General features: G+C 60.1%; 22 protein-coding genes. 13 read left to right on the top strand and 9 right to left on the bottom strand.

The window, feature by feature from the left end:
* Window positions 1-59: 59 nt before the first annotated feature.
* Window positions 60-1,064 carry a tripartite tricarboxylate transporter substrate binding protein gene (locus B472_RS12445; protein WP_019427738.1) on the bottom strand — a complete coding sequence of 335 codons (1,005 nt, stop codon included), beginning with the start codon at window positions 1,062-1,064 and terminating at the stop codon, window positions 60-62.
* A 334-nt stretch (window positions 1,065-1,398) separates the two neighbouring features.
* On the opposite strand from B472_RS12445, the gene B472_RS12435 reads away from it, so the two are divergent.
* Window positions 1,399-3,231: a DEAD/DEAH box helicase gene (locus B472_RS12435; RefSeq protein WP_019427736.1), complete on the top strand. Its 1,833-nt coding sequence runs from the start codon at window positions 1,399-1,401 to the stop codon at window positions 3,229-3,231.
* A gap of 69 nt (window positions 3,232-3,300) precedes the next feature.
* Here the strand turns inward: B472_RS12435 and B472_RS12430 are convergent, their stop codons facing one another.
* The gene (locus B472_RS12430) at window positions 3,301-3,684 is read right to left on the bottom strand and encodes a hypothetical protein (RefSeq protein ID WP_019427735.1); all 384 of its coding nucleotides are present in this window, start codon (window positions 3,682-3,684) and stop codon (window positions 3,301-3,303) included.
* Between the two features lie 99 nt (window positions 3,685-3,783).
* On the opposite strand from B472_RS12430, the gene B472_RS12425 reads away from it, so the two are divergent.
* The gene (locus tag B472_RS12425; protein WP_019427734.1) at window positions 3,784-4,779 is read left to right on the top strand and encodes a 2-hydroxyacid dehydrogenase; all 996 of its coding nucleotides are present in this window, start codon (window positions 3,784-3,786) and stop codon (window positions 4,777-4,779) included.
* 37 nt (window positions 4,780-4,816) lie between these two features.
* Here the strand turns inward: B472_RS12425 and B472_RS12420 are convergent, their stop codons facing one another.
* Window positions 4,817-5,857 (bottom strand): LacI family DNA-binding transcriptional regulator, encoded by a 1,041-nt coding sequence (locus tag B472_RS12420; protein WP_019427733.1) that lies wholly within the window; start codon window positions 5,855-5,857, stop codon window positions 4,817-4,819.
* 186 nt (window positions 5,858-6,043) lie between these two features.
* On the opposite strand from B472_RS12420, the gene B472_RS12415 reads away from it, so the two are divergent.
* The 9 genes from B472_RS12415 to B472_RS12375 are packed head-to-tail and all read left to right on the top strand — an operon-like array spanning window position 6,044 to window position 13,419.
* A complete protein-coding gene (locus B472_RS12415) occupies window positions 6,044-7,006 on the top strand; it encodes a 2-hydroxyacid dehydrogenase (RefSeq protein WP_019427732.1) in 963 nt (320 codons plus the stop codon).
* Window positions 7,007-7,019: 13 nt separating this feature from the next.
* Window positions 7,020-7,544 carry a gluconokinase gene (locus B472_RS12410; RefSeq protein WP_019427731.1) on the top strand — a complete coding sequence of 175 codons (525 nt, stop codon included), beginning with the start codon at window positions 7,020-7,022 and terminating at the stop codon, window positions 7,542-7,544.
* A gap of 19 nt (window positions 7,545-7,563) precedes the next feature.
* Window positions 7,564-7,902 carry a hypothetical protein gene (locus B472_RS12405; RefSeq protein WP_019427730.1) on the top strand — a complete coding sequence of 113 codons (339 nt, stop codon included), beginning with the start codon at window positions 7,564-7,566 and terminating at the stop codon, window positions 7,900-7,902.
* A gap of 38 nt (window positions 7,903-7,940) precedes the next feature.
* Window positions 7,941-8,915 (top strand): TRAP transporter substrate-binding protein, encoded by a 975-nt coding sequence (locus B472_RS12400; RefSeq protein ID WP_026039690.1) that lies wholly within the window; start codon window positions 7,941-7,943, stop codon window positions 8,913-8,915.
* 55 nt (window positions 8,916-8,970) lie between these two features.
* Window positions 8,971-9,510 (top strand): TRAP transporter small permease, encoded by a 540-nt coding sequence (locus tag B472_RS12395; protein ID WP_019427728.1) that lies wholly within the window; start codon window positions 8,971-8,973, stop codon window positions 9,508-9,510.
* Entirely contained in the window at window positions 9,507-10,790 is a 1,284-nt protein-coding gene (locus B472_RS12390) for a TRAP transporter large permease (protein WP_019427727.1), read from the top strand. Before B472_RS12395 ends, B472_RS12390 begins: the two co-directional genes overlap by 4 nt.
* Window positions 10,772-11,554 carry a glucose 1-dehydrogenase gene (locus B472_RS12385; RefSeq protein WP_019427726.1) on the top strand — a complete coding sequence of 261 codons (783 nt, stop codon included), beginning with the start codon at window positions 10,772-10,774 and terminating at the stop codon, window positions 11,552-11,554. The genes B472_RS12390 and B472_RS12385 overlap by 19 nt, the downstream gene beginning before the upstream one ends.
* 33 nt (window positions 11,555-11,587) lie before the next feature.
* Complete coding sequence (locus B472_RS12380; protein ID WP_019427725.1) at window positions 11,588-12,628, top strand: L-idonate 5-dehydrogenase; 1,041 nt, start codon at window positions 11,588-11,590, stop codon at window positions 12,626-12,628.
* Window positions 12,629-12,669: 41 nt separating this feature from the next.
* Window positions 12,670-13,419, top strand: a complete 750-nt coding sequence (locus B472_RS12375; protein WP_019427724.1) for an SDR family oxidoreductase — start codon at window positions 12,670-12,672, stop codon at window positions 13,417-13,419.
* Here the strand turns inward: B472_RS12375 and B472_RS12370 are convergent, their stop codons facing one another.
* The 5 genes from B472_RS12370 to B472_RS12350 all read right to left on the bottom strand — a co-directional run bounded on the left by B472_RS12370 (window position 13,420) and on the right by B472_RS12350 (window position 18,437).
* Complete coding sequence (locus B472_RS12370) at window positions 13,420-14,613, bottom strand: mandelate racemase/muconate lactonizing enzyme family protein (RefSeq protein WP_019427723.1); 1,194 nt, start codon at window positions 14,611-14,613, stop codon at window positions 13,420-13,422. It lies immediately after the preceding gene.
* A 100-nt stretch (window positions 14,614-14,713) separates the two neighbouring features.
* A complete protein-coding gene (locus B472_RS12365) occupies window positions 14,714-15,721 on the bottom strand; it encodes a TRAP transporter substrate-binding protein (protein WP_019427722.1) in 1,008 nt (335 codons plus the stop codon).
* Window positions 15,722-15,757: 36 nt separating this feature from the next.
* A complete protein-coding gene (locus B472_RS12360) occupies window positions 15,758-17,056 on the bottom strand; it encodes a TRAP transporter large permease subunit (protein ID WP_019427721.1) in 1,299 nt (432 codons plus the stop codon).
* Window positions 17,053-17,619, bottom strand: coding sequence for a TRAP transporter small permease (locus tag B472_RS12355; protein WP_019427720.1), 567 nt, complete (start codon window positions 17,617-17,619; stop codon window positions 17,053-17,055). Before B472_RS12355 ends, B472_RS12360 begins: the two co-directional genes overlap by 4 nt.
* A 14-nt stretch (window positions 17,620-17,633) precedes the next feature.
* Window positions 17,634-18,437 (bottom strand): FadR/GntR family transcriptional regulator, encoded by an 804-nt coding sequence (locus tag B472_RS12350; protein WP_019427719.1) that lies wholly within the window; start codon window positions 18,435-18,437, stop codon window positions 17,634-17,636.
* A gap of 192 nt (window positions 18,438-18,629) precedes the next feature.
* Between B472_RS12350 and B472_RS12345 the strand changes: the two genes are divergently transcribed.
* Entirely contained in the window at window positions 18,630-20,366 is a 1,737-nt protein-coding gene (locus B472_RS12345) for an IlvD/Edd family dehydratase (RefSeq protein ID WP_019427718.1), read from the top strand.
* A 16-nt stretch (window positions 20,367-20,382) separates the two neighbouring features.
* Window positions 20,383-21,387 carry a D-erythronate dehydrogenase gene (gene denD / locus B472_RS12340; protein WP_019427717.1) on the top strand — a complete coding sequence of 335 codons (1,005 nt, stop codon included), beginning with the start codon at window positions 20,383-20,385 and terminating at the stop codon, window positions 21,385-21,387.
* A 66-nt stretch (window positions 21,388-21,453) separates the two neighbouring features.
* Here the strand turns inward: denD and B472_RS12335 are convergent, their stop codons facing one another.
* Window positions 21,454-22,734 (bottom strand): amino acid deaminase, encoded by a 1,281-nt coding sequence (locus B472_RS12335; RefSeq protein WP_116798675.1) that lies wholly within the window; start codon window positions 22,732-22,734, stop codon window positions 21,454-21,456.
* Between the last annotated feature and the right edge of the window lie 73 nt (window positions 22,735-22,807).

Below are 22,807 nucleotides of genomic sequence, written 5' to 3'. Positions count from 1 at the left end.
TGATTAAACCGCGACTTCAAGACCACCGCACCAGCAATTGGGGATCCCCAAGCTTCCTCTCAATCCAGCTTGATGCCCAAGTCCACCGCCAGCTTGATCCAGACAGGCACTTCGGCCTCCCAGTCTTTGCGGGTGGCCGCCAGGTTTTTGGGCTTGTTCGGGATGGCAAAGGTTTCGCGCAGCTTGGCGGCTTTGTCGGTGTTGGACCAAGCCACCGCTTCATCGGCCATGCGCTTGAGCACGGCTTCGGGCGTGCCTGTTGGGGCCACCAGAGGCAGGCCACCTTCAAGCGTGACCAGCTTTTCGGTATTGCCTTGCTCGGTCAAGGTGGGCACATCGGGCAGCTTGGGAGAGCGGTAGCTGCCAGTCACGCCAATGGCGCGCACGCCCCGGGTAGACACGGCATTGAAGGCCTGAAAACTGCCCACGGCGATTTGCAATTGCCCTGACGCCACATCGAGCCACATGGGCGCCTCACCCCTGTAGTGCACCGATTGGATGGCAGTACCTTGTTGGCGGTTGGTTTGGTCGGCCAGCATGTGCGGGTAAGAGCCTGGGGCGTAGGTGCCCATGGAGGTGTTGTTCTTTTTGGCCCAAGCCACGAACTCGGCCATGGTTTTGGCCGGAATCTTGTCGTTGATGCCCACGACCAATGGGCCCGATGGGAACACGGTCACGGGGGTCAGGTCTTTGTCCAAGTTATGGGGCAACTTGGCGTACAAGACCCGGTTTTGCCAAAACGTGCCCGAAGTGCTCATGCCAAAGGTGTAACCGTCCGCTGCGGATTTGGCCACCGCATCGATGCCGATGATGGCGCCTGCACCGGGCCTGTTTTCGACAACCACCGGTACCCCCAAGCGGCCACTCAGAAAGTCACCATAGTTGCGGGCAATGGCATCGGTCAGACCGCCGGGTGGAAAGGCCACCACGATTTTGATGGGCTTGGCCGGCCATGTGGCCGTTTGAGCATGGACGGGGCCCATGGCCAAACTGGCGAAGCCGGCGGCCAAGGCAGTGGATGCCATCAACCAATGGCGGCGTGTGTTGGGGGTTTTCATGGACATGGGGTCTCCCGAGTGTTATTGGATGCAGGTGCCCAACAGTCTAGGCGGGTCTGCTGGCGCATTGAATTGGGGTTTGAACCCATGACGTACAAAGAACGGTTCTGGGCGGTCAAAGCAGTGCTTGGCAACGCCTTGCTGGCTTTGTGAGACAATCCAACTCGTTGAGGCCTCCAGTTGCTCCAACATCAGCACTTCTGCTGGGGCCTGACCCGGGCAACGCTCAAAACAAGCGCCTGCGGTTTCCATGCCCACCCTAAGACCTGTCGACCCACACTGGTCACTGCCAACAGCATTGATTGAGTCGACACCCAGCGCCGGACATGGCGCTCAGAAAATGAACTTTGAAGAATTGAACCTGGCTCCGGCCATCATGCAAGCTGTGCGCGAGCTCGGCTACGACACCCCCACCCCCATCCAGGCCCAAGCCATTCCCGCCGTTCTGGCTGGACAAGACTTGCTGGCCGGCGCCCAAACCGGCACCGGCAAAACCGCCGCCTTCACCCTGCCCATGCTGCACAAGCTGAGCCTGAGTGAGCCCGGCCAAAACCGCTTTGGCGGCAAAGCCATCCGCGCTTTGGTGCTCACGCCCACCCGTGAATTGGCCGCGCAGGTCGAAGAGTCTGTGCGCGATTACGGCAAATACCTGAAGCTCGACTCCACCGTGATTTTTGGTGGCGTGGGCATGAACCCTCAAATCAGCAAAGTCAAAAAAGGTGTGGACATCTTGGTGGCCACACCCGGCCGCTTGCTGGACTTGCAAGGCCAAGGCTTTTTGGACCTGTCCGGCATCGAAATGCTGGTGCTCGACGAAGCCGACCGCATGTTGGACATGGGCTTCATCCACGACGTGAAAAAAGTGCTGGCCTTGGTGCCCAAAGACAAGCAAAGCTTGTTGTTCTCGGCCACCTTCAGTGACGAAATCCGCGAACTCGCGGCCAACTTGCTCAAAGACCCGCAAAGCATTCAGGTCACGCCCAGCAACACCACGGTACAACGCATCACACAAGTGATCCACCCCGTGGGCCGCAGCAAGAAAAAAGACGTGTTGTTGCACATCATCCAAAAGCACGACTGGAGCCAGGTGTTGGTGTTCACGCGCACCAAGTTCGGCGCCAACAACGTGGCCGATTTCTTGACCAAAAACGGCGTCAAGGCCATGGCCCTGCACGGCAACAAGAGCCAGACAGCGCGCACCCAGGCTTTGGCCGGTTTCAAGAGCGGTGAGATTCGCGCTTTGGTGGCCACCGACATTGCCGCACGCGGCATCGACATCGAAGACTTGCCGCACGTCGTCAACTTTGAAATCCCGAACGTGTCGGAAGACTACGTGCACCGCATTGGCCGCACAGGTCGTGCGGGCGCCAGCGGCGAAGCCGTGAGCCTGGTGTGCCTGGATGAAGAAGGCTTCATGATGGACATCGAACGCTTCACCAAGCAAGAGATTCCAGTCCAGTTGCTCGAAGGTTTTGGTCCCGAGCCAGGGGAAGTGGCCGAGCCCATCGCCATGGGTCGCCAGACCCTTTGGGGCGGTGCAGGCAAGCCCCCCAGCCGAGATGTGATGGCCGCAGCCGCCAAGGCCGCTCGCCAGGACATGATGCAACGCATCCGCGACAACAAAGTCGCCGTAGGGGGTGGTGGCGGCCAAGGTCAGCGCCAAGCACGGGGCGAGGGCCAAGGCCCAGCGCGTGCGCCGCGCAACGGTCCAGCACCTTCACGCCGCAACAGCCCCCAAGGTGCGCCCCGATTTGAAGGCCAAGGCGATGCACGCCGAGAGGGTGGACGTGATGGCGGACGAGGCCAAGAGCAACGCGGCGATCCACGTTTCGACAACCGCGGCGATGGCCAAGGCCGTCCCGCGCCACGCGGTCCACGTCATGACGGCCGTGGACCTGGTCGCGGCCCACAAGGTGGTCAGGGTGGGCAGGACCGCCACCGCAACGACGGTGACGAGTTGCCGCGCCACATTGACCCCCTGAAAACCACGCAATTTGCGCGACTGGACTTGCCCAACCGCAAGCCCGTGCGCAGCAGCGGCCAGCCTGACCCAACACGCACCAGCATCGACAGCTTGGCCAGCAGCGGCCGCCGTGGCGGTGGCGGCGGTTATGGCGGCGGCAACCGGGGTGGCAACGGTGGCGGCGGCGGCGGCCGTGGCTTCGGTCGCTGATCGGCCCCCTTCCCCATGAACAGAGCCCGCCCAACGCGGGCTCTTTTTTTGCCTGATGGACAGGCTGAATCAGTCCCGCACGAACAAGGTCACCAGGGGGTCTGGCCCAACTTGGCGGCTCCAGTGGCCGTGCACAGCAGGGTCAAACGTGGCCCCTTCAGGCAAGGTATCAGCCGAGTAAAAAAACTCACCCGGGCCAAAGGTGCGCGAGCTGCCATCTTGCAAAAAAATCTCCATCTGGCCGCCCAACACAAACAGCCACTGCGGGTTGCCGGTGCAATGAAAGCTGCTGCGAAAACCCACCGGGCTTTGGCGCAACTGGCAGGCGCTGGCCGCCATCAGGGCCGACAACTGGCTTTGGGGCGTGCCTTCGGTCAGGGGCACCCATTCATCGCGAAAACGGGCACGGCCATCGGTGTCGGTGAAGAGAATGACTTTTTTCAGCGGGGTCATGGGGCTGTTCTTCCATCAAAATGAAGGTCCGATTGTCGCTGAGCCAGCAGGCCAGACCCTCAGCGCCTGGCCTCGCACCTTTTGCCAATTCGAGCCGCTATGAACACTGCACCTTTGAACATCGTTTTTCACGGCCAAAATGCGGCCAATTTTCGCCAAGGTTTTGAGGCATTGATAGCACCCCATCACCGCATCAGCGACCTGAGCGATGGCCTGGACCAGCCAGGCGAGCGAACGTTGTATGAAAACGCGGACGTGGTCATCGGCATCCAGCTCAACAGCGCCATGCCCCAACCCCTGAAGGCACGTTTGTTCCACGCTCCGGCTGCTGGCACCGATGCCATCGCTACCGCGCTGCTGCCCGCGCAATGTGTGCTGGCCAATTGTTTTGGGCACGAGAGAGCGATCGCCGAATACGTGATGGCGGCCTTGCTGATGCGCCATGTGCCACTGACCCGTGCTGACCAAGACCTGCGCCAAGGGCGATGGACGTTTTGGGCCGGTCGCCCGTCGGCGCTGCGCTCTGAAATGGGCACCCAAACCCTGGGTCTGCTGGGCTTTGGGCACATCGCGCAGGCCGTAGCGCACCGCGCCAAAAGCTTTGGCATGCGGATCCATGTGGCCAACCGCAGCCCCATCAGCCACCCCTTGGTGGACCAAAGCTGGACGCTGGATGGTTTGCAGGCCTTCATGGCCAGCGCCGATGCGGTGGTGGTCAGCCTGCCATTGACCGACAACACGGCGGGCTTGGTGAATGCACGCGCGATCGCAGCCATGCGACCTGATGCCGTGCTGATGAATGTGGGACGCGGCGCGGTGATCGAAGAAAAAGCGCTCTATGACGCACTGATGGCGCGCCAAATAGGTGGTGCCGTGATTGACACCTGGTACCAATACCCCACACCCACACCCACACACAAGACATGCACACCCTCGAAGTTCGATTTCGCGGCGCTGGACAATGTGCTCATGACGCCCCACATGTCGGGTTGGACTGCAGGCACTGTGCGCCGCCGCCAGGAAACACTGGCAGAAAACATTGCCCGCCTGAGCCGGGGGGAAGCGCTGGCCAATGTGCTGCATGGCCCCCGCTGAACAAGCGCGCAGGGGCTGGCACAAAAGTGTCGGTCTGTCAGCTGCTCTGGCGCAGCACGATTTCAAAGCCCAAGTCGAGTTGGGGTTGAGCGGGCTCCTCGCCGCGCATCAGGGTCAGCAGCATTTCGGCGGCCGCCTGGCCAATGCGGGCACGCGGCGTGCGCACGGTGGTCAAGGTGGGCAGCATTTGGTCGCTACCGGTCAGGTCGTTGAAACCAGCAATGGCCACTTGCTGCGGGACCGATACCCCCCTTCGCAACGCCGCCATCAAAGCGCCTTGGGCCAAGTCGTCGTTGCAAAAAAAGATGGCGTCCACGGCTGGACGCTGCTGCATGATTTGCTCGAACATCAAGCCCCCCAAAGCCAACGATGAGGGCGCGGGGTTGAGGAATTCCAGCGTGGGATCGAAGGCTCCGGCCTCTTGCAAGGCGTGACGCCATCCATAAAGTCGCTGCATCACCCGTGGATCTAGTTGCGCTGCGGCAAAAGCGATGCGGCGGCGGCCGCTCGCCAACAGATGCCGCGTCATGGCTGCGCCAGCATCGGTTTGACGAAAACCCACACAATACAAGGCATCGCCGTCGCTGGCAGGCAAATCCATCAGGTGCACGCAGGGCACTTGGCTGCGGGCCATCAACTGTCGCGTAGCCGGGTTGTGATCCAACCCAGTGACCAGCAAACCGGCCGGTCGGTGCAGCAATTGCTCACGCAGCAGTTGTTCTTCTTCGCTGGACTTGTAGTGCGTCACGCCCATGAGGGTCTGGTAACCGGCTGCGCGAAAACTGGTTTGTGCGGCGTCAAGCAGGTCCACAAACAAAGCATTGGACAGCAGTGGAATCAGGATGCCCACGTGGTCACTGCGCTGAGAGGCCAGCGCCCGAGCCGCAGGGTCGGGTACGTAGCCGAGCATGTCCGACACAGTCCTCACCCGCTCGATCAGGGCCGGGTCCACCGCCCGTTCTCCCCGCAGCGCCCGCGACACGGTGCTGGGGCTGACACCCGCGGCGCGGGCCACATCGCTCAGGGTGATGCGACCGGAAGCGCGGTGTTTTTTGGTCTGTTCAAGTGGACTTGGCAAGGGTTTATGCGGAGAAATGATGGGCCACAAAATCTATAGGATAGCGCTATCCCACAGATTTTGAGGGCTGATTTTGGCCGAGTTTCCATCGTCCGGACAGGCTCAGGAATAGGCCCTCATCCAGTGTGGCGTTTTTTTAATCCTTTTGGACAGCGCTGTCCAAAACTCAAAAGCAGGAGTTGTGAATTGTCCAAACCCGATGTGCTGGCTGTGGCCAAACTGCACCCCTTCTACCAAAAAGCCCTAGAGACGCTGTACACCGTGCACGACCGCACCCATGTGACCGATCCCGCCGCATTTGCTGCGCTGGCACCACGCATCGTGGGTGTGGCGGGCACAGGAGAGGCCAGCGTGCCGCGCAGCTTGCTCGCGCAGTTGCCCAACGCCAAAGTGGTGGCGGTATTTGGTGTGGGCTACGACGGTGTGGACGTGCCTGCGGCCATCGAACACGGCATTCCCGTGACACACACCCCAGATGTGCTGACCGACGATGTGGCTGACCTGGCCATGGGTCTGGTGCTGTCGGTGGGACGGGCCATTCCGCAAGCGGACCAGTTTGTGCGTGCAGGACAGTGGCCTGGCGGACCCATGGCTTTGGGCCGCAAGGTCTCGGGGGCACGCATGGGCATCTTGGGCCTGGGCCGCATTGGCAAGGCCATCGCACAACGGGCGCAGGCTTTCGGCATGTCGATCGCCTACACCGCCCGCGGCGAAAAACCCGATTCGGGTTTTCAGTTTTACCCCCATGCGGCCGAGCTGGCGGCAAACGTGGATTTTTTGGTGGCCATCACGCCTGGCGGCGCAGGGACCCAACACCTGATCAACGCCGAGGTGTTGAAGGCATTGGGGCCGCGCGGCTTTTTGATCAACGTGGCGCGTGGCAGCGTCGTCGATGAAGCAGCCCTGATCACCGCCTTGCAAAACGGCACCATCGCAGGCGCAGGCCTGGATGTGTTCGCCAACGAGCCGAACGTGCCCGAAGCGCTGTGGCGCCTGCGCAATGTGGTGCTGACCCCGCACATGGCCAGTGCCACCACAGAGACTCGCCAGGCCATGGCCGATCTGGCTTTTGCCAACATGCAGGCAGGCATTTCGGGCCAGCCCCTGCGCACGCCGGTGCCCGAGTTCAAGACCTTTCTGGGCACATGATTGACGGCACGGCATGAACACCCCACCTTTGCGACTGATCGTCATGGGCGTTTCCGGTTGCGGCAAATCGACCATGGCTGCCGCCTTGAGCGAAAGCCTGAACTTGGACATGGTGGACGGCGATGACCTGCACCTGCCTGAGAGCGTGGCCAAGATGAGGGCGGGCATTGCCCTGCAAGACCTTGACCGCTGGCCCTGGCTTGACCGCATCGGGAAGTACCTGGCGCAAGAACACCCGCGAGGGCGCGTGGTGGCCTGCTCGGCCCTCAAGCGGGCGTACCGCGACCGCATCCGGGACCAAGCGGGCGATGTGTGTTTTGTCTTTCTCGACGGGGCTGTTGATTTGATTGCGCAGCGCATGCGCCAACGCGTGGGCCACTACATGCAGCCAGACTTGCTCGACAGCCAGTTCCTCGCCCTTGAAAAACCCCAGGCCGATGAAACCGATGTCATTCGCCTGCCCATCACCGAACCTGTGCACGAGATCGTCGCGCAAGCGCTTCAGGCTTTGCGCAGCCGCCTGCACCCGGCAATTTGATTTTCAACAAGGATTCCTCATGTTCATCCGCTGTGCATTTTTCCAAGGCCAAGTCAAACCCGGTCTTGAAGAAGCCTTCAACCGCTACATCCGAGAGAACCTGGTGCCCCTGTGGACACGTTTTCCCGGCGCCCAAGAAGTGCGCGTGTTGCGGCAGGTCGAAAGCGACACCCAGGACCCGCACTTCGGCATGGTGTTGGCCGTGCGCTACCCCAGCCGCGAGGCGATCGAGATCGCCCTGGCCTCCGAGGTGCGCCTGAAGAGCAAAGAAGTGTCCAAAGACATGATCGCCATGTTCGATGGCACCGTGTTCCATACCGTCTTCAGCGCCCAAGAATTCGCGCTGCCCACCGATTGAGCTTTTTCAACCCCGCTTTTCAACCAGGAGACAACACCATGAAACTTTCCCGCATCCTTCTCGCCTGCCTTGTGGCCGCCGTCGGCTCCAGCGCTTACGCCGCCAAGTTCAACCTGAAAATGGGGCACGCGGTCAACCCCACCGACGGCCAGCACGCCGCCGCCCTGAAGCTGGCTGAACTCGTCAAGCAACGCACCAATGGCGACGTCGAAATCACCGTGTTCCCAGCCAACCAATTGGGCAACGACGCGGCCATGATCAACGGTACACGCGGCGGTACGATCGACATCGTCTCCAGCGGTGCCTCCAACTTCAATGGCATCGTGCCCAACACCGCGGCCATGGAATTGCCCTTTGTATTTCGCAGCGCGCAACACGCCTACAACGTGCTGGATGGTGCGGTCGGCACCAGCGTGCTCAATGAGCTGACACCCCACGGCTTGAAAGGCTTGGCCTATTGGGAAAACGGCTGGCGCGCCTTCACCAACAACAAGCGCCCGGTCAACAAGCCCGAGGACTTGAAGGGCCTGAAGATCCGCTCCACACCCAACCCCTACCACATCCAGGCCTTCCGTCTGCTGGGCATGAACCCCTCGCCCATGCCGATTGCCGAGCTGTACACCGCCCTGGAAACCGGCACCTTTGACGCCCAAGAGCACCCGATCAACGTGACCTGGTCGTCCAAGTTTTACGAAGTGCAAAAGCACCTGACGGTGAGCAACCACGTGTACTCGCCCCTGGTGGTGGCGATGAACAAGGCCAAGTTCGACAGCCTGCCCGCCAACTACCAAAAAGTCATGGTCGATGCAGCTCGCGAAGCGGCCACTTTCCAACGCAATTTGAATGCCTCCAACGCGGGCAAGGTGGTGGCCGATCTGAAGAAGTCCGGCATGCAGGTGATCGAGAAGGTGGACATGGCCCCGTTCCAGAAGATCGTGTCGGCAGAAATCGCCAAGACTTTTGGTGAGAAAAACGGCCCGGCTTTGCTCAAGGCCATCGAAGACACCAAGTGATGGTTTGAGTGACATCACGCCCCCTCTTAGGAGGGGGCTTTTTTGTGAATGACGTATGAAAAAAATCAACGACCTTTTCTTCAAGCTGGCCGAAGTCACGCTGGTCATCATGTTGTCGGCCATGGTGATCATGGTGTTTGGCAATGTGGTGCTGCGCTACGGCTTCAACGACGGGATCATCAGCTCCGAAGAGTTGTCGCGGTTTTTGTTCATCTGGATCACCTTTTTGGGTGCCATCGTGACCATGCGTGAAAACGGTCACCTGGGCTTGGACTCCATCGTGCGCAAGCTCAGCCTTCGCGGCAAAAAAGTGGCTTTCACGGTCTCCAACCTGCTGATGCTGGGCTGCTGTGTGCTGATGTTTTACGGCACTTTCAAACAACACGGCATCAACGCCACCACGCGCTCGGCCGTGACCGAGATTCCCATGAGCTGGGTCTATGGCGTGGGCTACATCACCAGCGTCGCCATGGGCCTGATGATTTTGGGCAAGCTGGTGAAGCTGGCCAAGGGCAACTTCCAGGAGAGCGACTTGATCCAGATACAAGACTCTGAAGAGGTCGTGACCGCCCACACCCAAGGGGCCCAAAAATGACCGTGCTGGTGTTCATTGTTTCGCTGCTCGCTGCCATGGCGCTGGGCATGCCACTGGCCTTCTCACTGCTGGTCTCAGGCGTGGCTTTGATGTTGCACATGGACAATTTCGACACACAAATCGTGTCGCAAAACCTGATCAACGGGGCCGACAACTTTCCGCTGATGGCCGTGCCCTTTTTCATGCTGGCCGGTGAGTTGATGAATGCAGGCGGCATGAGCCGGCGCATTGTCAATTCGGCCATGGTCTGGGTCGGCCACTTCCGCGGCGGCTTGGGTTATGTGGCGGTGTTTGCGGCCATCGTCATGGCCAGCTTATCGGGCTCGGCCGTGGCCGACACGGCAGCGCTGGCCGCCGTCTTGCTGCCCATGATGCGCAAAGCCGGTTACCGGATGGACCGATCGGCTGGACTGATCGCAGCGGGCGGCATCATCGCACCCGTGATTCCGCCTTCGATTGGCTTCATCTTGTTTGGCGTGATCGGCGGCGTGTCGATCTCCAAGCTGTTCATGGCAGGCATTTTTCCAGGGCTCATGATGGGTTTTGCCCTGATCGTGACCTGGTGGATCGTGGCCCGCAAGGACCAGGTGGAGGTGGCCGAGAAAGTGCCGTTCAAAGAACGCATCTCGGTGACCATCAACGCGTTTTGGTCTTACCTGCTGGCCATCACCATCATCGGCGGCATGAAGATGGGCGTCTTCACACCCACCGAGGCGGCGGTGGTGGCGGTGGTCTATTCCCTGTTTGTCGGCCTGTTCATCTACCGCGAGATCAAGGTCAAAGACCTGTACCGCATCATCCTGTCAGCGGCCAAAACATCCTCCGTGGTGATGTTCCTCGTGGCCGCAGCGCTGGTATCGGCTTGGCTCATCACAGTGGCCAATATTCCGGCTCAAATTGTCGAAATTTTGCGGCCGTTCATCGACAACAAAACCCTGCTGATGGTCATGCTGATGTTGCTGGTGATGATTGTGGGCACCGCGCTGGACTTTGCGCCCACGGTGCTGATCCTCACGCCCGTGCTGATGCCCCTGGTGCGCGAAGCAGGCATTGACCCCGTGTATTTTGGCGTGCTGTTCATCATGAACAACGCCATCGGCTTGCTCACCCCGCCGGTGGGTACGGTGCTCAACGTGGTGTGCGGCGTAGGCCGCATTCCGATGCACGACGTCATCCGTGGTGTCATGCCTTTCTTGATATCCCAGGTGGTGGTGATGGGCTCGCTGATCGCCTTCCCCAGCTTGGTGATGGTGCCGCTCAAATGGATGCTGATGCGATGAATGTTCTGGACGCCTTCAATTTATCCGGCCGCCGCGCCTTGATCACCGGCTCCTCCGCCGGCATTGGCTTGGCCTTGGCAGAGGCCTTGGCACAAGCGGGAGCCCATGTCATCTTGAATGGCCGCACGGCCAGCAAGGTAGAGGCCGCAGCACAAGCGCTGCAAACCCAAGGCTTCTCGGTCAGCACGGCGGTATTTGATGTGACCGAGGCCAACCCAGTGCGCGAGGCGGTGGCGCACATCGAGACCGAAGGGCCCATCGATATTTTGATCAACAACGCAGGCATGCAAATTCGCGGACCGCTGCACGAATACCAGGATGAAGACTGGCACACGATCATGAAGACCAACCTGGACAGCGTGTATTTCGTGGGCCAGGCGGTGGCTAAAAAGATGATCCCACGCGGTCGCGGCAAGATCATCAACATCTGCTCGGTGCAAAGTGAGCTGGGTCGCCCCGGCATCGCGCCCTACACCGCGACCAAAGGCGCGGTGAAAATGCTGACCAAAGGCATGGCGATTGATTGGGGCCAGTTTGGCATTCAGGTCAACGGCATTGGACCGGGTTACTTCAAGACCGAACTCAACCAAAAGTTGGTTGATGACCCCACGTTCAGCAGCTGGCTGGTGGGCCGCACACCCAGCCGCCGCTGGGGTGATGTGCAAGACCTGGGCGGCGCGGCGGTCTTTTTGGCCAGCGACGCCTCACGCTTTGTGAACGGCCACATTCTCTATGTCGATGGTGGCGTGACCGCGACCCTCTAAGATGCTTTCCTGATTCAACACAAGAGACTTGCCATGAAATCCGTTGTTTGCCACTCGGCCCAAGACCTGCGCATTGAAAACACCGAACTGCCCGCTTTGGGTGAGCACCAGCTGCGCGTGAATGTGGCCTATGGCGGCATTTGCGGCTCGGACCTGCACTACTACCAGCACGGCGGTTTTGGCACCGTGCGCATCAAGCAACCCATTGCCCTGGGGCACGAAGTTTCGGGCGTGGTCGACGGTTTAGGCAGCCAAGCCAACGGCATCGCCAAAGGCCAGCGCATCGCCATCTCGCCTTCGCGGCCTTGCGGCCACTGCCGCTTTTGCCAAGCGGGCCAGCACAACCATTGCCTCCACATGCGTTTTTACGGCAGCGCCATGCCCTTCCCACACATCCAGGGGGCTTTCAGCGAGCAAATCATCATCGAGGCTTACCAAGCCCACCCGATTGCTGACCACCTGAGTCTGTCTGAGGCCGCACTGGCCGAACCTTTGTCGGTGGGCTTGCACGCGATCCAACGCGCAGGCAACGTGCTGGGCAAGCACGTCTTGGTGACGGGTTGCGGCCCGATTGGCTCGCTGCTCATTGGCGCTTTGCGCCGCGCCGGTGCAGCGCGCATCGTGGCTGCCGACATCGCCGACTTGCCTTTGAAATGCGCCAAAGCGATGGGCGCAGACGAGACCATCAACCTGAAAACACAGCCCCAAGCGCTGGACGCCTACAAGTTGGACAAAGGTCAATTCGATGTGGTGTTTGAAGCCTCCGGCAGTGAGGCCGCTTTGCGCGCAGGCCTGGACACCATCGTGCCGCGTGGCGTGCTGATCACCGTGGGCATGGGCGGCGACATCAGCCTGCCCATGACGCAGATCGTGGCCAAAGAGGTGGACCTGCGCGGTACCTTCCGCTTTCACGCCGAATTCGCCACCGCCGTGCGCTTTTTGAACGAAGGCCTGGTCAACGGCAAGCCCGTCATCACCGGCATCTTGCCGGTGGAGCGCGCCATCGAAGCCTTTGATCTGGCCGCCGACAAAAGCCAGTCGCTCAAGGTACAGATTTCTTTTCAAAACGCCTGAAAATCACTGGTTTTTCCAGCCCTCACAAGAAAGTTCACACCATGTCCAAAATCGCCCTCGTCACCGGTGCCAGCTCAGGTATTGGCAAAGCCTGCGCCCTGGCCCTGCTCCAAGAAGGCTGGCAAGTGGTTCTGGTTGGTCGCCGTGCCGACGCGCTGGCGGCTGCCGTGGCCGAAGCAGGCCCCAACGCTGGCCACGCCCACGCCATCCCGACCGATCTGTCCAAAGAGCCCGAAGTCAAAGCCCTGTTCGAGCAGGTTCGCTCGCGCTTTGGCCGCCTCGATCTGGTGTTCAACAATGCGGGCATCTCGCTGCCCTACACCTTGCCAGGCGACCTGTCGGGTGACGAATGGCGCCGTGCGGTGGACATCAACCTGAATGGCGCGTTCTACACCCTGTCGCATGCCTTCAAGCTGATGCAAGCGCAAAGCCCACAAGGCGGCCGCATCATCAACAATGGCTCGATCTCGGCCCATGTACCTCGCCCGGGCTCCATTGCCTACACGGCAACCAAACACGCCGTCTCGGGCCTGACCCGCGCAGCCTCGCTCGATGGCCGCCCGTACAGCATCGCGGTGGGTCAAATCGACATCGGCAACGTGGCCTCAGACATGACCCTCAAAATGGCTTCTGGCGTCCACCAGGCCGACCTGACCATCAAGGCCGAACCGCGCATGGACATGAGCGCCGTGGTCGAGACCTTCCTGACCATGGCCCGCCTGCCTCTGTCGGCCAACATCTTGTTCACCACCGTGATGGCGACCAACATGCCGTTTGTGGGTCGCGGTTGATCAAGCGCTGATGCGCATCACCGCATCAGCCCGCTTGTGCAAGTCGGGCAACAACTCCAGCCCCAAACCCGGCTTGTCATTCAGGCTGATCATGCCGTTCTTCACTTGCGGTAACTCGGTCACCAATTCTTTGTACCAGCCGCTGTAGAAGGCACGCACGCTCTCTTGAATGAGCGCATTGGGCGCGTGCAGCGACAGGTGTGTAGACGCGGCCCACACCACAGGCCCAGTGCAGTCGTGCGGGGCCACGGGCAATTGCCAAGCGTCGGCCATGGCGGCGATCTTGCGGGCCTCGGTCAGGCCACCGCACCAACTCAGGTCGAGCATGGCCACACCCGCCACACCGGTTTGCAAATAATCCTTGAAACCCCATTTGTAGCTGAGCGTCTCGCTCGCACAAATCAGCGCCTTGCAGTCCACCGCGTATTGCTTGAGCAAATCGAGGCTGTCCATGCGGATCGCGTCCTCATGCCAGAAGGTGTCGAACTCCTGCAAGGCCCTTGAAATCTTTTGCGCCATCGGCAAACGCCACAGGCTGTGGAACTCCACCATGATGTCCATCTTGTCGCCCACCGCACGGCGGATCTTGCGGAATGGCTCCAAGGCGGTGTTCAGGTCTTGCGGGCTGATGTACTGGCCGTGCGACTTTTCTGCAGCCACATCAAAAGGCCAAATCTTCATGCCCGTGATGCCCTCGGAAAGCAGCGACTCGGCCACCTCGTCGGCGCGGTGCAAAAAGCCTTGCAGGTCTTCGTAAGGCCCGGCGTTGTTGCCCAAACCCCAGTTGCTGCTGGTCTGGTTGACGTTGCTGCGGATGTATTGGTAACCCGCGCAGGTGTTGTACACGCGGATCTCATCTCGGCTCTTACCACCCAAAGCCGTGTACACCGGCATGCCCGCGGCTTTGCCAAAAATGTCCCACAGCGCGATGTCCACCGCTGAGTTGCCACGAGTCTCGACCCCGGACCCACGCCAGCCCAAATAGCCGGTGATGTCGCGCTGGCGTGACTCGATGGCCAGAGGGTCTTGGCCGACCAATTTGGGGGCCACCCATTCGTGCAGATAAGCCTCCACCGCTTGCGCGCCCATGAAAGTTTCACCGAGGCCCACCAAGCCCTCATCGGTGTGCACGCGCACCCAGATGATGTTGGGAAACTCGCCCAGACGGATGGTCTCAAGCTGCGTGATTTTCATGTGAACACCTGTTCCGTCGTTAAAAAAGCCCCACAGCTTGTGGCTGTGGAGCTCGTGGACCCAATGCACTGCAAACGTGGCATCGAGACGGGGTTGACAATCAACCGCCGCGTGACTTGCGCAGCTCGTCTTGCACCACCTTGATGGCATCGGCGCCAATCGAGTCTTTGTGCTTGTCATACACCGAAGCCACGCGTGCGCGGATGCGGTTTTGCTCAGCAGCGCTGACTTCGTTGACCTGCATGCCCTTGGTTTTGAGAGAAGCCAAAGATCTTTCGTTCAGTGCACGGTTGGCGGCACGCTGAACCTTTTGGCCTTCCAGGGCGGCTTCACGCAACACCGCCTGCTCTTGTGGGTTCAGCTGATCCCACAGCTTTTTGCTGTAAAGAATCAGGAAAGGCGTGTAGGCATGTCGCGTCACACTCAAGAAACGCTGCACTTCGTTGAACTTGGACGTCTCAATCGTCACGAAGGGGTTTTCCTGACCGTCGATGGTCTTGGTTTCCAGTGCGGTGAACACCTCGCCAAAAGCCATGGGCACGGCATTGGTGCCCAGTGTCCTGAAGGTGTCCAAGAAGATGTTGTTCTGCATCACGCGAACTTTGACGCCTTCAAAATCTTCCAACTTGGTGACGGGACGCTTGCTGTTGGTGAGGTTACGGAAACCGTTTTCCCAATACGCCAGGTTCACCAGGCCTGCGGCTTCGAGCTTGGCATTGAAGTACCTGCCAGCTGCACCATCCAGGACCGCATCGGCTTCTTTTTCATTGGCAAACAGGAAAGGCAAGTCGAACACACCCAACTCTTTGATGATGCCCACCAGCGGTGAGCTGGAGGTGCAAACCATCTCTTGCGTACCTGCACGCAAAGCCTGTGTGGCGGGCAAATCGCCGCCCGCTGCACCACCCCAGAAGGCGGTGATCTTCATCTTGCCGCCGGTTTTGGCCGCCAAAACTTCTTGCATTTTCTTCACGCCCACACCGACAGGGTGGTCTTCGTTCACGCCATTGGTGAACTTGATGTTGCGGTCGGCAAACTGGGCCATGGCGCTGGAGGCCACCAAGAAAGTGCCCGCAATCAGGGCCACCAAATTTCTGCGTTTCATCATGCTTGTCTCCTTTAAAAAATACACGGGGTTAAAAAATCATCGCAGCATCCATTTCATCGGCTCGATGACGATGGATGGAAAAGCAATCAACAAGGCCAGCACAGCGAGTTGCGCCCACAAAAATGGCAGCACCCCTCTAAAGGCCGTGTCCATGTTGATTTTGGCCACACCACACACCACATTGAGCACCGTGCCCACGGGGGGTGTGATCAGGCCGATGGCGTTGTTCATGATGAACAACACACCAAAATAAACGGGATCGATGCCCGCCTTGATGACCAAAGGCATCAACACCGGGGTCAGGATCAACACGGTGGGTGTGAAGTCCAGCGCCGTGCCCACCACAATGACCAAAAGCATCAACACCACCATGAGCAAGGTTTTGTTGTGCATGAGTGGCTCCATCATCCGGGCCACCTCGGCCGGGATGTTGGCCACCGTGATCAACCAAGCGCTGACCATGGCGGCAGCCACCAGGAACATGATCACCGAGGTGGTTTTACCGGCCGCCAAAATCAATCCGTACAACTTGGACCACTCCAACTCACGGTAAATGAACACCCCCACCACAAAGCTGTACACGGCCGCGACCACAGCGGCCTCGGTTGGGGTGAACACGCCAAACTTCATGCCCCCGATGATGAAAACCGGCAAGCCCAGGGCCAGGATGCCTTCACGGGTGGCCTGCAGTTTTTCGGCCAGCTTCATGCGTGGTCCCGGCTGCACGTTTTCGCGCTTGGCCACCCACCACCACGTCAAGCCAATGGCCACACCCATCAACAGGCCTGGCACGATGCCCGCCAAAAACAACTTGGTGATGGAGACGTTGGCTGCGACACCAAAAATGATGAAACCGATCGAAGGCGGGATCACCGGCGCGATGATGCCGCCCGATGCGATCAAACCGGCAGAACGGCCCACGTTGTAGCCTGCCCGCTTCATCATCGGAATCAACAAGGCCGCGAGCGCCGCCGTGTCGGCCACGGCCGAGCCCGACAGCGAGGCCATGATGACCGCGGCCATCACAGCCACATAACCCAAACCGCCCCTGAAATGTCCCACCCAGGCCATGGCCAGGTTGACGATGCGGCGGCTCAAGCCCCCCGCGTTCATGAACTCACCGGCCAACAAGAAAAAGGGCACAGCCAGCAAGGGGAAGTTGTCGGCCCCATCGACAAAGCGCTGCGCCAGGATTTGGCTGTCGAACGCATTGATCATGCCGTTGCTGGCCATGTAGGCCATCAAACTCAAACCACACACCAGCAAGGCATAGGCAATGGGCATGCCCAAGGCCATGGCCCCGAGCAGACTGAACACAAAAACAGCGATGGTCATGCGCGCCCCCGCCCTTCAGGTGTCACCGCTTTGGGTTCCAGGTCTTCGAGCACCACGGTGTCCTCAGACTCCACCACCATCACCAAGTCTTCCTCTTTCAGGCGACCGGTCAGCAGCAAGCGCAGTTGGTTGAGGTTCATCACCGCCATGACGCTGGCTGTGACGTAACCGATGCCATAAATCCAGATCATGGAAATGCCCACCACCACCGAGATATTGGTCACTTGCAAGTCGTGCATTTTCCAAGTGCCCCAAAAAAACAAAGCATTGCAAAGCAGCATCAGGATTTCGCTGAGAAAAAAGCACAGCTTTTTGCCGCCCAGGGGCAAACGCCGCACCAGGGTGTCCACACCCAAGTGGCCTTTTTCGCGCATGGCCACCATCGCTCCGATGTAGGTCAGCCAGATGAAGCAGTAGCGCGACATCTCGTCCGAAACCGATATGCCCGAGTTGAAACCGTAGCGCAGCACCACGTTGCCAAAGACCATGATGACCATGGCCACCAGGCACGTCACCACCAGGAACTCCAGCAGTTTGAAAAAAACATGGATGGTTGTTTGCATGCGTGTCTTTCGGCTCAGGCCATTGCCCTGACTACTTTTTTAAGCGCTTTCTTGGCGGCTGACGGATGAGACCGGACTTTCGATTTGATGGGCGTGGCCACGCCCGAGACCATCGGCAACTTGCGGCGCGAGGCCAACACCTGCTCAATGTCTTGCCGAGCCCCTTCGATCAGGACCATCACGGCCCGTTCGGCCTTGGCAGGGTTGCGCGCGATCACGGCGTTGAGCACCGCCCGGTGCAAAGGCAAGGAGGTCTTGGTGCCATCCTCGATGCGGGTGGAGATTTCGAAACTGGTGCGCAGCAAAGCATTGAGCGCCTTGCTCATTTGCACCAGCATGCGGTTGTGCGAAGCCTGTAGCAAACCCTCATGAAAACGCAGGTCGTGCGTGACGTAATCGCCCCCCTGCTCCACCGCTTGTTTCATGCCAGCGTAAGCGGCTTCGATGTGCGCAATGTCTTCGGGCGTGGCCCGCTCAGCGGCCAAACGGACAGCAGCAGGCTCGACCACTCGGCGCAGCTCTTGCAAATCTTTCAAGAAATCAGGCGTCAAACCACAGGCCGACTGCCAAGCCACCACATCGGGGTCAAACCAATTCCAGTGGGCATCGGGCATGACCCGAGTACCGACTTTGGGACCGGTGACCAACAATCCTTTGGCCACCAGGGACTTGATGGCCTCGCGCACCACGGTACGGCTCACACCCAAGGCTTCGCACAAGATGGGCTCAGGGGGCAGACTCGCGCCCACAGCATAGCGGCCAGACAAAATAGCCTGGCCCAATAAATCAAGAGAATTTTTGTGGAAATTGTTCGTCATGACGTCTGCATTCAGCGACCTATCATATGATGATTGAAGGCCCGGGACAGACTCTGGTAAACCCTAGGATCGGTCGTTTTGGCATCTAGGGTTTGCCCGCGTGTCACTGGCTTTACAAGCACGGCTTTTTTTTCTATCGTCATACGATAGGATTTTCAGCATCCCTAACCGCCCTACCCACGGAAACACCCCATGAGCGATACCCCTCGTAAAAAACCCGAAGACCTGCGCAGCCAGCAATGGTTTGGACGCCAAGACCGCGACGGCTTTGCCTACCGCAGCTGGGTCAAGGGCAAGGGCATTCCTCATGACCAGTTTGACGGGCGCCCAGTCATCGGCATCTGCAACACCTTCAGCGAACTGACGCCCTGCAACTCGCACTTCCGCGCTTTGGCCGAGCAGGTCAAGATCGGGGTTTACGAGGCTGGCGGATTCCCTCTTGAGTTTCCCGTGATGTCGCTCGGTGAAACGCTGTTGCGCCCCACCGCCATGCTCTACCGGAACCTCGCCAGCATGGACGTCGAGGAATCCATCCGAGGCAACCCGATCGACGGCGTGGTCCTGCTCATGGGTTGCGACAAAACCACCCCCAGCTTGCTGATGGGCGCCTCCAGTGTTGGGCTGCCCACCATTGGCATCAGCGGTGGCCCCATGCTCAACGGCAAGTGGCGCGGACAAGAACTCGGCTCAGGAACGGGCGTCTGGAGCATGAGCGAACAGGTGCGTGCGGGCACCTTGAAGTTGGCCGACTTCTTTGATGCCGAAAGCTGCATGCACCGCAGCCATGGCCACTGCATGACCATGGGCACGGCCAGCACCATGGCCTGCATGGTCGAGGCACTGGGCATTGGTTTGCCGGGCAATGCCACTTTCCCAGCTGTGGATGGTCGTCGCAATGTGTTGGCGCGCGACTCGGGTCGCCGGATTGTGGAGATGGTTCACACCGACCAGACCATCAGCAAAGTGCTGACCCGCGAAGCTTTTGAAAACGCCATCCGCACACTGGCCGCCATCGGTGGCTCGACCAACGCCGTCATTCACCTGATCGCGATTGCGGGTCGCCTGGGCTTGAAACTCACCTTGGATGACTTTGAGCGATTGGGCAGTGAAATGTCCTGCATCTTGAACATGCAGCCTTCTGGCGAGCACCTCATGGAAGACTTCTGCTACGCAGGGGGCTTGCCGGTGGTCATGAAGGAAATCGAAAATCTCTTGCACACCAACATCATCACCGTGAGCGGCAAAACCGTGCGCGAGAACAACGCTGCGGCCGTGAACTATGACCCCCGTGTGATCAAGACCTTGGATGCGCCTTTCAAAGAAAAAGCCGGTATCGCCATCCTGCGCGGCAACTTGGCGCCACGCGGCGCGGTGATCAAGCCCAGCGCGGCCACGCCCGCGCTCATGCAGCACACCGGCCGCGCCGTGGTGTTTGAAGACAGCGACGATTTCCACAAACGCATCGACGACGAAAATCTGGATGTCGATGAGACCTGCATATTGGTCCTGAAGAACTGCGGCCCCAAGGGCTACCCCGGCATGGCCGAGGTGGGCAACATGCCCCTGCCACCCAAAGTGCTGCGCAAAGGCATCACCGACATGGTCCGCATCAGCGATGCCCGCATGAGCGGCACCGCCTACGGCACGGTGGTCTTGCACACCAGCCCCGAAGCCGCTGCAGGCGGCCCGCTGGCGGTGGTTCAAAACGGTGACATGATCTCGCTCAATGTCCCTGAACGCACATTGCAACTGATGATCAGCGACGAGGAACTGGCACGCCGCTTGAACCTGTGGGAAAAACCCGCACCGGCCATGAATTCTGGCTACTGGAAGCTCTACATCGACCATGTGCTGCAAGCCGACGAAGGCGCGGACATGGACTTTTTGGTGGGTCAACGCGGTTCGGCTGTGCCCAAAGACAACCACTGATGGACAAGGAAAACACATGCGAATTTTGATCACCGGCGGTGCCGGATTTTTGGGTGCACGGCTGGCCCGCGAGATTTTGAAGCGCGGACAGCTCCATGGCCAAAGCGTGCGCGAGTTGGTGATTGCCGACCTGTTCCCTGCCCCGGCAGATTTGCTGGCCGACCCACGGGTCCAGGGCCACGCTGGACCCATGCTGGAACAGGGTGACTTGTTCAAGAGTGGCTTCGATGGCGTGTTCCATTTGGCATCGGCCGTCTCGGGCGAATGCGAACTGGACTTTGACCTGGGCCTGCGCTCCAACGTGGACAGCTCGCGCTTGCTGCTCGACGGCATTCGCGCCAGCGGCAAAGTTTCGCGCCTGGTGTTTGCCAGCTCGGTCGCGGTGTTCGGCCCCGATGCGGCCAACCCCATGCCCACGCTGGTGGCAGACACCACCTTGCCCACGCCGCAAACCTCGTATGGCACGCACAAGCTGATGATCGAGTACATGGTGGCCGATTACACCCGCAAGGGCTACATCGACGGCCGCGCTGCACGCTTGATGACCGTGGCCGTGCGCCCCGGCAAGCCCAATGGCGCAGCCTCCTCGTTTTTCAGCGGCATCATCCGTGAGCCCTTGGCCGGCACCGCCACCACCTGCCCAGTGGATGCCACCGTGTCGCACCCCATTTCTTCGCCGGGAAACACCGTGCACGGCCTGATCACCGTGTTCGAAGCCAGCCGCGAAGCCTTCGGCGGCCGCATGGCGCTGAACCTGCCGGGCCTGAATGTGAAGGTGAGCGAGATGCTGGCAGCCCTCGAGAAGGTCGGTGGACCTGCCGTGCGTGCCCGCGTGACTTTCCAAAAAGACGAACGCATCGCCGCCATCGTGGACAACTGGGCCAAGGGCTGCACCTTTGAGCGGGCGCATGCCCTGGGCTTGCGCGCCGATGCCAGCTACGAGGCCATCATTGAGCAGTACATCGAGGACTGCAAGACCCGCCCAGGCTACCCGGCCGAGGCCTTGAACGGTTTGAAGTGAACTTCAAAAAGGTCGCCACGCGGAGGCTGCGTGGCGACCTTTTCTTTTTTGACACGGGTTCGCCATTTAAAAATGTGTGCTGATTGCCCCACTGATGCGGCCATCGTCTTCGATGATGGCCATCCAGCGCCACTTGTCAAACGTGGTGCAGGGGTGCGAAATGCCCAAAGCCACGCGGTCACCTACTTGCGGCCAGACGCCCTCGGCATCAAACACCATGTGCGCGTGCTGGTCGCTGAGCGCCTTGACTTTCCAGGCAGCGGGCGTGGCTTGCATGGCATCTTGACCACTTTGCCCGCGAGCCGCCCAGCGCACCGGCATGGGCATGCACTGGTCAAAGGACAGGTCGCGCCGCCCTGCCGTCAAAATGGCCAAGCCTGGCTCGGGCACCGATTGCACCCGGGTCCAGATCTCCAGCGCGGGTTGCAGCGAAGCGCTCAGACCCTCGCGCGCTTCCACCAGTTTGAGGTAACGGGCGTAATTCCAGTGGTCGTGCGTCACATAACAACCCGAGCGCAAAACGCCTTGCACCGGTCGGCTTTTGACCTGCGTTTTGAGCATGGGGATCACCAAATCGAACACCGCCGAGCCGCCCGCCGACAGCAAAACTTCGTCACCACCCCACAGGTTTTGCGCATCGATCTGCTGCACCAAAGCCTGCACGCTGCGCACCAGACCGCTCACGGCCTCGATGTCGTGGGCGCTGTCGCATTGGCCCAGTCCACCTTCGTAACACTCCACGCCGCCCAAGCGCACGCAAGGCGATGCAGCCATGGCCTGCGCCAATACCAAGGCCTGTTCGTGCGTGCGGCAGCCGGTGCGATACCCCGCAATGCCCAGCTCCAACAACACGTCCCAGCAACGGGGGCTCTCCCGGCGACGCCCCCACTCGGCCAGCTGATCGAGCTGCGCCACAGCGTCCACCAAAAACCACACCTGGGCCTGCGGGTGCTGGCGCAACAACAGATCCAATCCGTCCAAGTCGGCATCCGACACCAATTGGTTAGCGATGATGGCGCGCTGCACCCCGGCCGCCAGACCCACGCGCAGCTGGTGCACGTTGGCAAAGGTCAGGCCCCAAGCGCCGGCTTGCAACTGCATGCGAAACAACTGCGGCGACAAGGTGGTCTTGCCATGCGGCGCCAAGGCAACGCCTTTGCGCTGCACAAAGTCTTGCATCCAGGCCAGGTTGTGCGCGAGTGCTGGGCGGCGCAACACGGCCACCGGGTAAGCCAGCGCATCGTCCAGCAGGTTCCAGTTGCGTGCGCCCAACTGGGACACCGCGCAGGGCTCAGCCGCCAAGGGGAAGCCCTTGCAAGCCGCGTTCAGTACAAAATCGTCTTTCATCTCGCTTTGCTCCATTCACCGCGTGGACCGTTTTGCGCTGATTCTCCCACCGCACACTGAGTCCTTGCTCTTT

It is taken from the genome of Limnohabitans sp. Rim28, from assembly GCF_000293865.2.
GTDB lineage: Bacteria > Pseudomonadota > Gammaproteobacteria > Burkholderiales > Burkholderiaceae_C > Limnohabitans_A.
The sequence above is the reverse complement of the archived record's forward strand: the minus strand, read 5'-3'. Positions and strand labels throughout refer to the sequence as shown.